The sequence below is a fragment of the Pseudomonas sp. CH235 genome, assembly GCF_004368175.1.
GTDB classification, from domain to species: domain Bacteria; phylum Pseudomonadota; class Gammaproteobacteria; order Pseudomonadales; family Pseudomonadaceae; genus Aquipseudomonas; species Aquipseudomonas paraglycinae.
Genome location: NZ_RRZJ01000001.1, coordinates 56,515 through 69,758, shown reverse-complemented (window position 1 = coordinate 69,758; position 13,244 = coordinate 56,515). Strand labels below are relative to the sequence as shown.

The following is a 13,244-nucleotide window of genomic DNA, read 5'->3' as shown; positions in this document are numbered from 1 at the left end:
TCCGCAAAAAAATGCGCAGGTTCGACACCTGCGCATTGCTCGACAACCGTGAGACTCAGTCCTTCTGGTCACGCAGGACGTTGCCCGAAGCGCCGTCGATGCGGAATTCGTACACCACACCGTCAGCCTTGCGCCCTTCCCCTTTCCAATAGCCGTCATTGTCGGCCTCGATCTCGTAGACCTCGACATAACCGGCCTTGGTCTTGACGACCTCGATGGCCTTCTCGATGGTGATCCATCCTGCGCCAGGACGGTCAGCCAGTGCCGCGCCTGCACTCAGAAGACTGGCGGTGGCGACGAAAGCGGCCAAGGTTCTTTTGATCATTTTTTCACTCCATTTATGGTTAATGTTCACGAAACGTCCTGGTTTTTGGGGCGTCTGAGCGAAAAAAAGTTCCACGTTTGATGGGTAATTGCCATGACGGTTGTTCTCGGCACCTCCCCCCCGAGGTTAGAATGCGGGAAATCAGGATGAGTCAATGACCCAGAACACCCTCTCGGAAGCCGAATACGATGCGATCACCGATGCCGCCGCGCATTGGTGCATGCGTCTGCACGCCGTCGATTGCACCGCTGAAGAGCGGCAGGCGTTCGACCAGTGGCGCGATGCGCACCCGCTTCACGCGTTCGAATATGAGGCGATGCTGGAGATCTGGGATGTCGCCGAACATTTGCCACGCCCGGAACCTGCGGTAGTCATACCGATCACTCCGCCGGCCCGGACGTGGCGCCAATACGCGGTGGCCGCCTCCGTTTGCGCGCTGGCGCTCCCGCTGGCGGCCTGGACCGGGTGGAATCTGGGGTGGCTGCCCAACAGCTATCAGCACTTCGCCGCCACCGACAATGTGCGCCACGTCACTTTGGGCGACGGCAGTCAGGTCGAGCTGAACCTCAACACCGAACTGACCTACAGCAATTACAAGGACGAGCGTCGCGTCACCCTGAAAAAGGGTGAGGCCTTCTTTGAAGTCAGCCATGACCTGAGCCACCCTTTCGTCGTCAGGGCTGCAGAAGGCAGGATTCGCGTCACTGGCACCCGTTTCAACGTCTGGATGTATGAGGATCAGGTGAAGGTCAACTTGATCGAAGGTTCGGTACTGGTCACCAGCAACGCTCAGCTGCCAGGCGATGGCTTGCGCCTCGGCCCTTCGATGCAGGCTCGCTACCGACACGGCGACTTCATGCCGCAAATAAGCCAGACCTATGCCAGCGACAACTCGCTGGCCTGGCGCAACGGCAAACTGGTACTCGACAACCTGGCGCTGAACGACGCGCTGCCGTTGATCAACCGTTACCTGGACAAACCTCTGATGCTTGCCGATAGCGCGACCGGATCGATCCGGGTCGGCGGCATTTACAACATCAAGGAGCTGAACAGCTTCGCCGGCTCGATGCCCATGGTGCTGCCGGTGTTCCTGACCCGCAACAAGGACGGCAACCCGGTGATCAACCCGATGCCGCAGCAACCGCCAAAAAACTGAAGGCCGGTCCCGTGAGGGAGCGGCCTTCTGCTTTTGCGGTTATCGACGGGTTGAACAGCTGATTACTGCGCCGCGACTTTCCCCGCCTTTTCCAGATCATCACGCACGGTCTGCACCTGATACTGCGGATCTGCCTTGATCTGCTGCTCTGTGAATGGCAACACGCTCCACTGTTTCTTCGAGAACGCCTCGGTCTGGTCGCGGGAATACTTCGACGCCGGATCACTGGACAGCGAGAACGCCAGCAAACCCTGGGCATGCGGCCCCTTGTCGTCGAACGTCACGACTTGCAGGTAACTGGTGCCACTGACCACCTCCAGCTTGCCGTCTTCACGGGGCACGCTCTGGATCGCGTTGTAGATGCCCAGCGTGCCCGGGCCACCGTGAATCGGCGTTTGCTGTCCTCCACTGCTGACCACCTGCACATCGCCCCAACGGGTTTTCTCGGTCAGGCCCATTTTGGTGGCGGACTCGGCCGACGCCAGCATGGCCTCGCGCAGTGCCTTGGCCACTTCGGGCTTTTCAATGGCCAGTCCGCGCGGGGTGTGTTGCGCATCCTTAGGATCGAACGCCACACGCCAGGCCTGCGGCGACTCCTGCATCGCTTGCATGATGGTCTGGAAATGCACCAGCCCGATGCCCGACTCCAGACTCGCCCGGCCATCCCACGCTTTCAGACTGCTGCACACCGATTTCAGCGCTGCCTCAGGCTGGGAAGCACAGAACTTCAACAGATCCGGCACCACCTGAGTCGCCAGGAACACCTGATCGTCCATCACCATGTGTTGCAGGTCCTGCACCGACACCGGGCCTTTCTTGCTCAGGGTCGCCAGACGATCCAGCGCAAAGCGCGAGCGCAGGCCCAGAGGCTGGCCGTCCTGACTGATCAGCGGCGAGAAGCCGGTCAGCGGTTGCGCCGGGTTGGCCAGCCACGCCGAGTCGTTGGAGTGCTGGACGAAGTCCTTGCGCAACAGCTGCGGCAGTTGGCTGGACGCGTAAATGCCCTTCTGTGCGGCTTGCGGGTCGATGTCCCAGGCGCAGGCGCTGCTGGAGCCGTCGAGCACGATCATTTGCAGGCCCATACGCGGGTCGCTGCACCTGGCCAGTTTGTCGGCACTTACATTCGGCACCACCGACAGGTTCATGTACAGCGTCTGGCCCTTGTCATCCACAGCCAGGGTGTTGACCCACGGGATGCCCTGGATGGTATGCACCGAATCCTGCAAATCCTTGAGATTGCCGGCGCGGTTCATGGCGTACCACTGTTTCAGCACCCGGTCGTTGTCGAGGTTGGCATCGCGCAGGCTATAGGCGTACTGATTGTTCCAGTCGAGCTTGCCGGGCCACTGCACGATCGGGCCGAACTGCGAACTGTAGACATCCCGCTGTACTGGCACGACCTGCCCGTCCGCCTGTTTGACCTGCACCGTGACCGTCTGCTTGTTCATCGGCAGGGACTGGCCGTCGAGCAGGTAACGGGTCGGATCCTTCGGATCGAGTTGCAGGCGATAAAGCGTGAAATGCTTGGACGAGTCGACGGTGTGGGTCCAGGCCAGGTGCTGGTTGAAACCGATGTTGATCATCGGCAGGCCCGGCAGCGCCGCGCCCATCACATCCAGTTTGCCAGGAATGGTCAGGTGCATCTGATAGAAGCGCATGCCGCCGACCCACGGAAAATGCGGGTTGGCCAGCAGCATCCCGCGGCCATTGAACGAACGCTCGCTGCCGACCGCCACCGCATTGCTGCCACGGTCGAGCGCGAAGCGTTGCAGACGCGTGTCCGCCAATTGGTAAGCACGCGCATCGTTTTCAATCTGCGCAGCGGCCACTGGCGGTGTAGCGCCCGCCAAAGCTTCGGCGAACTGGCCGACACCGCCCTCGACCAGCAGGCGACGGGTCAGTTTCACCAGGTCTTCGGCAGCAATGTCGCGCACCCATTCGCCCTGGCACTGCTGGGGCAGTCCCTGCTGACGGCGCTCGGCCAGATAACGGTTGTAGCCGGCGGCATAACCTTCCACCAGATCACGCACTTCCACCGGTTGCGCCTGCCAGAAGGCATTCACGGCCTGCGGCGTGTTGAGCCACTGGAAGAACACGTCGCTGACGCGGTTCTCGCGCTCTTCGACGGTCAGTTGCTCCGGCCCGAAGTACCGCGACCGCTCGCCGTTGACTGTCACGATCTCGTTGGCCAGCAGGCACAGGTTGTCCTGCGCATAGGCATAACCGATGCCGAACCCGAGACCACGTTCGTTTTCCGCGCGGATGTGCGGTACGCCAAAACCTGTGCGACGGATATCGGCGCCGGTCTGGCCGGAAGGGCTGAATGCCTGCGCCGACAGACTCAGCCCGAGAAACAGGCCGGCAAGGGTCAGTCCGGTGAATTGCCTGGAAATAGTCACGCTCGCTCCTGATCGAAATGCCGAAGAGCGAACCGCCCGCCACCGTGAACACGTCGGGCCCGGCTCGCTCTGAAATCACCCACGCGTCACGCGCAATGAGCCTGTCCAGAAAACGAAGCCGCGGAAAAAAAATTTAGTCGGCCACACATCCGTCTCGAACCGTAATCACGGGGAAAAGACGAAACGACGACAAATTTTCTACATTTTTCGCTTCATGATTTGTCGAGCTGAAACGTCTTGTTTAGAGAGAGCACAAAAAACCTTTCCTGATCAGGCTCTGAAAGGAGTAATCGCATGTACAACCCACCCCTACCATCGGAAGGTAGCCAGACCCCACAAGGAGCGCCCATGGGTTCGCACGTCGACGTATTCGGGCAACGGGTCGAGCGTCACGGCAATGAGCGCATCCGTTTGCTGCTCAAAAGCTTCGGCCTGCGCACCAGTCTGATTCGCCTCAAAGTCATCGACACCCTGCTGGTCGCCGCCGAGGATGACCGGCGTCTGGGTGTGCGTGGCGTGCATAGCCAACTGCTGGATCTGGACATTCCGTTGTCCTTCCTCAGCGTTCGTGAAGTGCTCAAGCGTCTGTGTGCCGAAGGCGTGATCACGTTCAACGACGACAAGAGCTACAGCCTCCATCCTCAGGCTGCCGCGGTGCTCAACAACGATTGAAGCACCCGGCAGACGCCGTCAGGGCTTGACCTTGCGGCGCATCACGCCGTTGATCACAACGACCACCACCGCCACACCGATGGCGATGTACTGGAACGTTTGCTCGCTGAGCTTGCCGGCGTTTTGCAGCCAGGACAGGCCGAGCATGATCAGCAGTACGGCGACGGCGATCAGAATCGAATATATCAAGCGTTGCTTATGGGTCATTACAGGTTCCTGAACCGTTGGAATGTATCGGGTTTGTATCGGCATTGATGCCATGCGCATACCGTTTGACGGGGATGCGCCGCGGTAAACGGGGTCTCATGTTACAGCCGATGAAGAGCTTTGGCTTCAAACGGCGTTAACCATGAGGATCCTTGAAATGCTGCGTCGAATCACCTGGCTGATTCCTGTCCTTGCACTGCTCACCCTGAGCGGCTGCATTATCTTTCCCCACGGCGGCTGGCATGGCGATCATCGCCACTATGGGCCTGGCCCGGGCTATTACTACCATCGTTAAGTCATCTCACGGAAAGGATGCCAGCGTCCGTCCGTTCAAATGCAACAACGGATTTTAGCGTCAGGAAAAATGCCCACAGGAATGTGGGCTTTTTTTATCGATCGGCGATCAATGCTGTAGGGCGCTTCACCTGTGCAAGCAAGAAAGTGTCCCTCTGCAACATCACGCATAACGAAGTCACAGACCGTCACACCAACGACGTAGGAACAATGACTTCCCCTCCCTACCCTTTGCGCTCCCTCTCAACTGTCCAGGAAGCGCATGCAAAGAACTCTCATCAACCTCCCGCCGCGCCGGGCGCTCGGCTTCTGTCTGGCCATCACGCTGTTCGAATGGCTGACCTACATGGCGAGTGACATGGTCATGCCGGCCATGCTGACCGTCACCCGGGATCTCGAAGCCGATGCCGCTCACATCCCCAACGCGTTCAATCTTTACCTGATCGGCGGTGTCTGCCTGCAATGGCTGATCGGGCCGCTGTCCGACCGGTTCGGCCGGCGCCCGCTGCTGCTGGGCGGTTGTGCGCTGTTCGGCGTGACCTGTGCGGCGGCTGTCGCCACGCCCGGCATCGAAGTGTTCAACGCCCTGCGACTGTTGCAAGGCATGGGTTTGGGGTTTGTCGTGGCGGTCAGTTACCCCGCGCTTCAGGAAGTCTTCTGCGAGGCCGATGCGGTCCGCCTGATGGCGCTGCTGGGCAATGTCGCCCTGCTTTCGCCCCTGCTCGGCCCGCTGCTCGGCAGTCTGCTGCTGGAGTGGCTGAGCTGGCGCGAGTTGTTTCTCGGTCTGGGCCTGATCGCGGCACTGACCTGGATCGGACTGCATGTCTGCATGCCAGAGACGATCGGCGTTTTGCGCCACGATGGTAGTCAACAAGCACCGATTCCTTTCTCATTTCGCCAGATCAGCAGTCGCTACCTTGCACTGCTGCGCAATCACCGGTTTGTCGGCATCTGCCTGGCGCTGGGTTTGATGAGCCTGCCGCTGATTGCCTGGATCGGACTGGCGCCGCTGCTGCTCGTCCAGTTACTGGGACTGACCACGCGCGAATATGCGCTGTGGCAGATTCCGGTGTTCTCGGCAGTCATTGTCGGCAATCTGATCCTTGATCGACTGCTGGCCTTGCGGGATCTGCCGCAACTGATTCGTCTGGCGCTCTGGCCGTTCTGCCTGGGTTTGCTGACCCTGATCGTCACTGCACTGACCAGCCTGTCCCTTGCAGGCTTGATGACCGGCCTTGCGTTGTACGCCGTGGGGCTGGGCATGAGCAACGCCGCGCTGTACCGGCTCGCACTGTTTTCCAGCGATGACAGTAAAGGCCTGGTGTCTGCCGCGATCGGCATGATCTCGATTGCCGTGATGGGGATAGGTGGTTCGCTGATCGCTGCCATCGGCGGCGGTAGCCGTGTCGAATCCTTCGCCCTCTGGGCGGCACTGGGCGGTCTACTCAGCCTGCCCCTGCTGTACCGGTTTCTGCCACACGTCCCGGCAGATTCCGCCTCTTCAACATAACGACAAGGACGCCTGATGATTCACTTCCCCCACAGCGACGCGCTCTGCGCGTTGACACAACCCTATTGCCCGGATTCCGTGCCGGACGGACTGTTTAACCAGGCCATGGCCGAAATCAGCCGGTTTCACAGCCAGCACACTCCGGGATACGAACACTGGTTGAATGCCAACGGCCTGAACGCAGGTGACCTGGACCATCTGGATGACTGGTCACGCCTTCCGCCGATCTTCGCCAGTTATTTCAAGCGCCAGGTCCTGCTCAGCCCCACCGGGATGGACGCGCTGGAACTCACCTCCTCCGGCACCAGTGGCGAGAAAAGCCGCATGCGTTACGACGAACGCAGCCTGGGGGCGGCCCAGAACATGGTCGAGCGGATTTTCCAGCACTATGACTGGGACACCCCGCACACTCCGTGCAACTACCTGCTGCTGAGCTATGAACCCGAGGGCAGCATCAGCCTGGGAACGTCATTTACCGATCAGTTTCTATGCCGCTTCGCCCCCGTCAATCGTGTGGCCTACGCACTGCGCCGTACGGGCGGTGGTCATGAATTCGACGGCTTTGGCGTGATCGCTGCCTTGCAGTCCTTCGCCGAAGAAGGTTTGCCGGTACGGATCTTCGGCTTCCCGGCGTTTCTCTGGCAGACCCTGCAACGCATGCAGGCGACCGGGATGGCTGATCTGCAACTGGCGCAAGGCTCGTTGACGCTGTTTGGCGGCGGCTGGAAAACCCACGCGGCGCAAGAGATTCCCCGCCAGCAACTGTACGAGCGCATTCACCGCCAATTGGGCATCGAGATGTCCCGCTGCCGTGACGGCTACGGCGCAGTCGAGCATGCGGTGCCTTATCTAGAGTGTGCTCAGCACCGTTTCCATGTACCCGTCTACTCGAAGGTTTTCGTGCGCCATCCCGCTGACTTTACGGTTCAGCCTTACGGTCGTCAGGGCTTGCTGAGCTTTGTCTCGCCTTACATCTCATCAAGCCCCGCGCACGCGGTGGTCATGAGCGATCTTGCCACTCTGCATCCAGGCGCCAGTTGCGGCTGCGGGCTGACCGGCGACTGGTTCGAACTGCATGGCCGCGCCGCCACCACGGCCGGTCGAAGCTGCGCCCTGGCCGCCTCTGAACTGCTTGGGAAGCATTGATATGTACCTGATCAACGGAAAGCTTCACAACGACTGCACTCTGGAATTCGCGCTGGAACAACTTTATCCGGATTTGCCACAACGGTTGGCCACGGCGCTCGACACGTCGACTGTGCTTGGCGCAGCAGCCACTTTTGCCGAACGTCTGCAAGACCCGCACAGGGCATTGCCCATCGATCCCGAGCAACGTCAGTCACTGATCGAGTTCTGCCAACCCGCTGGCCTTCGGTGCAAGCTTGAGCGCGAGCTCGGCGAGCAACCGGGCAGCCTGCGTCGCTTCGACTATCGCCAGTCACGCTTTGAACGCTGGAGCCCGCTGGGCCTGGTGGTCCACATCACCCCCGGCAATGCGCCGCTGCTGGCTTTCAGTGCGGTGATCGAAGGCCTGCTGGCCGGCAACGTCAACTGGTTGCGCCCCAGCAGCAGCGATCAGGGTGTGACGGCGCAATTACTTCATGAATTGGCGCAGTGCGATGCGACCGGCCAGATCGCCGCGCATGTCGCCGTCGTTCCGGCCAGCACGGCCCAGATCGGTCAACTGTGCCAACAGGCCAACGGCGTTTCAGCGTGGGGCGGTGAATCAGCACTGCAAGCCATCCGCCAGCAACTGGCGCCCGGCTGTCGCTGGATCGACTGGGGCCACCGCATCAGCTTCATCTACCTGACACCGGCAGCGGTCACGCCGCAAGCCCTGGACGCCGCGGCCGATGAAGTCTGCCGCCTCGATCAGCAGGCCTGCTCCAGCCCGCAATGGCTGCTGGTGGACAGTGACGATGAAAACACTTTGCGTTCAATCGGCGAGGGCCTTGCCGAGGCGTTCGAACGCCGCGCCCGACACTGGCCAGCCCTGTTGCCGTCGATTCAGGAGGCCTCGGAAATCACCACCCGCACGGCGATGGCGCGACTGGCTCACAGCTTTGCCGGTGTCAGCGGTCAGGTCTGGCAAACACCGGACTGGCGCGTCATCTGGAGCCACGACCAGACACTCGGCCCCTCGCCGCTGTTTCGCAGCCTGTTGCTTAAACCCCTGCCGCGCGCGCAAGCCTGCGAGGTGCTCTTGCCTTGGCGAAACGTGCTGCAAAGCGCCGCGCTGATGTGTGCCGAACACGAAATGGCCGAACTGGCTCAAACGCTGATCGCTGCGGGCGTTACACGGGTTACCCCGGTGCAATTGATTCACGACGGCTACGAAGGAGAACCCCACGACGGTGTGTATGCCTTGCAACGCTTGAGCCGGCGCGTGTCGGTCAGCCTGCCGGCCACGGCGCTGATAACCCGCGCCACGCTTGATCCGCTGCCGACACCACCCTGCCTGGCCGATTTGCCGATCATGAGCAAAGACACCTTTGTCACCCGCCCGATCCATCCGGCGGCCCGCTTGTACTTCCGCTCCGGCGGCAGCAGCGGCACCCCGGCGTTGGCCGGCTACAGCTACCGCGATTTTGAGCGACAGATGCGCGCCACCGCCGACGGTTTGTTCGCGGCGGGTCTCGACCCGAGCCGCGACCGGGTGATGAACCTGTTCTTCAGTGGCGGGCTGTATGGCGGTTTCTTCAGTTTTTCCAAAGTGCTGGAAATGTTGGGGACCACGCACCTGCCGATGGGCGCGCCGGCCGATGACGATTACCGCGAGATCGCGCAGATAATCATCGACCGACGCGTCACCGTGCTGGTCGGCATGCCCAGCACCCTGAACCGTCTGTTCCTCAATGAGCAGGCACGGCTGCGCGAATATGGCGGGATCGAAAAGGTCTTCCTCGGCGGCGAACACCCCGGTGAACAAAGCCTCGCGCTGATGCGCGACTGTGGCGTCGGGCTGATCCGATCGGCCGTTTACGGCAGTGTCGACGCCGGGCCGCTCGGCCATGCCTGCCCGGCCACCGGCGATGGCGTGTTTCATCTGATGAGCGATATCCAGCACCTGGAAATCGTCGAATTCGAGGCCGATCGGCCGGTGATCGGCGGTGAAACCGGGCGTCTGGTGTTCACCTCCATCGAACGTGAAGGGCAGGACGTGCAGCGCTACGACGTCGGAGACAGCGGTCGCTGGATTCCGGGTCTGTGTGACTGCGGGCTGCCCACGCCGCGTTTCGAACTGCTGCAACGTCACGGCAGGTTGACGCGCATCGGCACGGACTTCATCTGCCTGGCGCTACTGGCGGAGCACCTGCAGACCGAGTTCCAGCTGATCCTCGAACATGCCCCCGACGGACTCGAGCGCATGCGCTTTCGCAGTCCACGGCAACCCGATGATGTTCAGCGTCGCCTGCTGGAGTATCCGACGCTGGCCACGCTCATCCAGACGGGCCTTCTGACCGTGGACGTGGAGGTCTGCTGCAGCGACGGATTTACCCGTAACAAACACAGCGGCAAGACACCGCTGCTGATCGACAATCGGGGTGTCGGTCCCCGCGCAAACAGGCAAGGAGCCGCTCATGAACACAGGGTTTGAACTGCAAGAACTGGTCACGTTTGCACGAGAGCATTCGGGCTTTTATGCGAACCACTTCGCCGACGTTTCCCTGCCCGTCACATCGCTGGAACAATTGCCGGTGATTGACCCCGTTGCTTACTGGAAAGGCAGTCATGACCTCGACCACTGGCCCGTCATGACGGCGCCTTTGAATGACGCGCTGATCCTCAAAACGGGAGGAACTACCAGTGACGGCAAGTTTTCACTGTTCCGGCGCGAGGAATGGCAGACGCTGGTGGCGGACTTCGGTCGCAGTCTCGGCTCGCAGTTGAGCCCCGGCGACCGCGTCGCCAACCTGTTTTTCGTCGGCGACCTGTATGCCAGTTTCATCTTCACCCACGATGCGCTGGCGCATGTGCAAGCGGAGGTTATCGAGTTTCCCTTCACCGGCCATATCGACCCAAGTGTCCTGGCCGATGCGATTGCCCGACACCGGATCAATGTCCTGGCCGGCGTGCCTGCCCACCTGTTGACTTTCGCAGCATGGCTCGAACAACACGGCCGGGTTCTGAAGGAAGTCACCACTCTGCTCTACGCCGGTGAAAGCCTGTTTGATGCTCAGTTGCAGCGGCTGGCGCGAGTGTTTCCCCAGGCCCGGGTGGCCTCCATCGGCTACGCCAGTGTCGATGCCGGATTCATTGGCGCCAGCCATCGTGACTGTGCCCTGGGCGAGCATCGGATCCCCGAAAGTCACGGTGTGCTGGAAATTCTCGACGAGCACACCGGTGAAGTGATTGATGAATGCGACCGGGTCGGGCGCCTGGTGATGACCAATCTCACGCGCCGTTTGATGCCGCTGATCCGCTACCCGGTGGGCGATCGTGCTTGCTGGCGAGAGCCGTCGGGAACGCCCCGGCGCAAGTTCGCGTTGATGGGCCGCTGCGCCGACAGCCAGCGCGTGCGGGTGGGCATTCTGAACCTGCTGCCGCAATCGATCGGCGACACCGTATGGCGCGTCACCGGCAGCGATGATTGGCAACTGGTGATCGAGCAGGACGGCGCCATGGATATCCTGAGCCTGCACTGGGCGCCGGACGCCCTGACACCTGTGAACGCTGAGGCCGACCAGACGCTGCACAGTGCCTTGATCGAAGACTATCCGTTGATCAAGCAACTGAGCGCCGATCACCTGCTGGTATTGCGGATTCGCTGCTGCAAGGTTCAGGAACTGGCACGCCATCCACGCTCCGGGAAGCGTCAACGTGTGCTCGATCGGCGCGTCTACAACGGCACTGGCCAGGAGCCTTGCTGATGGAAGCGATCACCCTGCGAGGCTACCGCACCAGTGACGCTCCGGCGGTCAGTCGCCTGTTCAGAAAGATCTACGGCGACCATTACGCCCAGCCGCATGTGTATCTGCCCCGGATGATCAGCCAGAACCATGCCGACGGCCGCTGGCACTCGTTGGTGGCGGTGGCGAACGGTCAAGTGGCTGGGCATTCCACATTGATTCTCGACAAAGAATCGTCCCTCGCCGAACTGGCACTGAGCGTGGTAGATCCGCAGATCCGTGGGCAAAACGTCGCCACGCAACTGAGTCGACAGTTGCTGATCCATGCGCAGGCGCTGGGATATCAGGGGGTCACGATCAAGCAAATGACCCATCATCCCTACACCCAGAAAATGGCTGCCGGCCTTGGTTTTCACAACACCGGCTTGTTGCCCGACCATGCACCGTCGCCCTTTGGCGGCGCGGTGACGGAATCGCTGGTAATGGGTTACGCCCCGGTCGATGGTTATCAGCGCCCGCTGCCGGCCTTGACCTGGCCGGACGAATGCCGTGAGTTCATGCAGCAGATGTGCGACGTGTTCGGAACGCGGTCGAACGTGTCGCCCTGGGTCGGCGCACCGGCGCAGCTGGAACAGCGATGGGGGCGATATGACGGGATTTTCAGTGAAGTGGACGACAGTTTGATCAAGCAGCTGCAACAACTGCCCGGACATTGGCTGATTTCGATCAGGCTCAGGCTGGCACAAGGGTTTGACAATGCCTGGCGCCGGTTATCGACGATGGGGTTCGTGTTCAGCGGGCTGGCGCCCGATGACAGAAGTGCAGGATGGCTGGCGCTTTTTCATCGCGGTTTCCAGCCAAAATCCTTGACGCTGCATTGCCCGCAGATGCAGCGGTTGCATGACGGGATGCAGCGGCAGGTCGCCTTGCGCCCAAAACTCCACGCTTGCGGCAATCGCCCATAAACGAAAGGGCCCGCCCCGTTACCGGGGCGGGCCCTGTCTATCATGCCTTGGCTTTGACACCTTGATCGGTAGGAGGCTTGCGCTCCCCGCCCTGACCGTAAGTCTGCAGGTTCTGCAGTACGTAAATGGCTTTCTTGTACTCGGGGATCAACGTATTCGCGTACTTGTTGCCCTTGAGATTGTTGTTCTGGATGGTATCCAGTTGTGTCGCGAAATATTCCAGCGCATTGAACTTGGCATCCGGATCCTTCTGGATGCCGAAGCGATCGAACTTGTCGCCGGCATTGAGCAAGGTCATGGACGTGATCTCGGAAATCAGGCCCCGGCTACGCAACATTGCACTGAGGCTGCCCAATTGCTTGGCTGAAACATTGGTGGGATCGAAACCCTTGATGTTCTTGTGCAGACCCTGCTTGTCCATCTCTGCGGTACTGATTGCGGTGGGGTCGTTGCCGACCAGGGCCAGCATCTGCTTGACCTTCACACTTTGAGAAACCGGTTTGCTCGAGCTTCCTGTATCTCGAACCAGCAAACCCGCCTTGGGTTGCCAGGCACCGGTATAGCCGATAGTCATGAGCAAGCTCCTTGCGAGGAAAACATGAAAAATTCCTTGTTGAACCACTTTTGAGTTGCCCGGAGTATCGGCCGGCAAACTAATGGCACCAACTCCTTTCTGCACTTTTTTACAATTTTTGTACATTCACGATACAAACCGGCAACAGCCCCGGAAATACGGGACTAGAGCGTTCATGACAATGTGATGAAAGTGGGTTTGTTGCTCTAATGTTCGGGACGGTTAGTTCTCGTGTATCAGGTCGGATACGTTCCTTTGGTCGGGATCGCCTCTTTTAGGACGAAAGTACCTA

The 13,244-nt window shown here is 60.5% G+C and carries 12 protein-coding genes; 8 read left to right on the top strand and 4 right to left on the bottom strand.

Annotated features, from left to right (window positions below):
- Positions 1-55: 55 nt before the first annotated feature.
- Positions 56-325, bottom strand: coding sequence for a PepSY domain-containing protein (locus EIY71_RS00260; protein ID WP_134019801.1), 270 nt, complete (start codon positions 323-325; stop codon positions 56-58).
- A gap of 154 nt (positions 326-479) precedes the next feature.
- Between EIY71_RS00260 and EIY71_RS00255 the strand changes: the two genes are divergently transcribed.
- The gene (locus EIY71_RS00255; protein WP_134019800.1) at positions 480-1,481 is read left to right on the top strand and encodes a FecR family protein; all 1,002 of its coding nucleotides are present in this window, start codon (positions 480-482) and stop codon (positions 1,479-1,481) included.
- Positions 1,482-1,543: 62 nt separating this feature from the next.
- On the opposite strand, the gene EIY71_RS00250 is transcribed toward EIY71_RS00255, so the two are convergent.
- On the bottom strand, positions 1,544-3,880 hold the full coding sequence (locus tag EIY71_RS00250; RefSeq protein ID WP_134019798.1) for an acylase: 2,337 nt from the start codon (positions 3,878-3,880) through the stop codon (positions 1,544-1,546).
- Positions 3,881-4,174: 294 nt separating this feature from the next.
- Here EIY71_RS00250 and EIY71_RS00245 point away from each other — a divergent pair, with 294 nt between their 5' ends.
- Positions 4,175-4,552: a fe2+ zn2+ uptake regulation protein gene (locus EIY71_RS00245; protein WP_085745805.1), complete on the top strand. Its 378-nt coding sequence runs from the start codon at positions 4,175-4,177 to the stop codon at positions 4,550-4,552.
- 18 nt (positions 4,553-4,570) lie between these two features.
- Here the strand turns inward: EIY71_RS00245 and EIY71_RS00240 are convergent, their stop codons facing one another.
- The gene (locus EIY71_RS00240) at positions 4,571-4,759 is read right to left on the bottom strand and encodes a hypothetical protein (protein ID WP_007957552.1); all 189 of its coding nucleotides are present in this window, start codon (positions 4,757-4,759) and stop codon (positions 4,571-4,573) included.
- Positions 4,760-4,916: 157 nt separating this feature from the next.
- Here EIY71_RS00240 and EIY71_RS28500 point away from each other — a divergent pair, with 157 nt between their 5' ends.
- The 6 genes from EIY71_RS28500 to EIY71_RS00215 all read left to right on the top strand — a co-directional run bounded on the left by EIY71_RS28500 (position 4,917) and on the right by EIY71_RS00215 (position 12,378).
- Positions 4,917-5,054, top strand: coding sequence for a hypothetical protein (locus EIY71_RS28500; RefSeq protein WP_007957554.1), 138 nt, complete (start codon positions 4,917-4,919; stop codon positions 5,052-5,054).
- A 261-nt stretch (positions 5,055-5,315) separates the two neighbouring features.
- Positions 5,316-6,563 carry an MFS transporter gene (locus EIY71_RS00235; RefSeq protein WP_134019796.1) on the top strand — a complete coding sequence of 416 codons (1,248 nt, stop codon included), beginning with the start codon at positions 5,316-5,318 and terminating at the stop codon, positions 6,561-6,563.
- A gap of 15 nt (positions 6,564-6,578) precedes the next feature.
- Positions 6,579-7,709 carry an acyl-protein synthase gene (locus EIY71_RS00230; protein WP_134019794.1) on the top strand — a complete coding sequence of 377 codons (1,131 nt, stop codon included), beginning with the start codon at positions 6,579-6,581 and terminating at the stop codon, positions 7,707-7,709.
- 1 nt (position 7,710) lies between these two features.
- Positions 7,711-10,161, top strand: a complete 2,451-nt coding sequence (locus EIY71_RS00225; RefSeq protein ID WP_134019792.1) for an aldehyde dehydrogenase family protein — start codon at positions 7,711-7,713, stop codon at positions 10,159-10,161.
- On the top strand, positions 10,145-11,434 hold the full coding sequence (locus EIY71_RS00220; RefSeq protein ID WP_134019790.1) for a phenylacetate--CoA ligase family protein: 1,290 nt from the start codon (positions 10,145-10,147) through the stop codon (positions 11,432-11,434). The genes EIY71_RS00225 and EIY71_RS00220 overlap by 17 nt, the downstream gene beginning before the upstream one ends.
- On the top strand, positions 11,434-12,378 hold the full coding sequence (locus tag EIY71_RS00215; protein ID WP_129972786.1) for a GNAT family N-acetyltransferase: 945 nt from the start codon (positions 11,434-11,436) through the stop codon (positions 12,376-12,378). The genes EIY71_RS00220 and EIY71_RS00215 overlap by 1 nt, the downstream gene beginning before the upstream one ends.
- Before the next feature lie 40 nt (positions 12,379-12,418).
- Here the strand turns inward: EIY71_RS00215 and EIY71_RS00210 are convergent, their stop codons facing one another.
- The gene (locus tag EIY71_RS00210; RefSeq protein WP_085745811.1) at positions 12,419-12,952 is read right to left on the bottom strand and encodes a hypothetical protein; all 534 of its coding nucleotides are present in this window, start codon (positions 12,950-12,952) and stop codon (positions 12,419-12,421) included.
- Between the last annotated feature and the right edge of the window lie 292 nt (positions 12,953-13,244).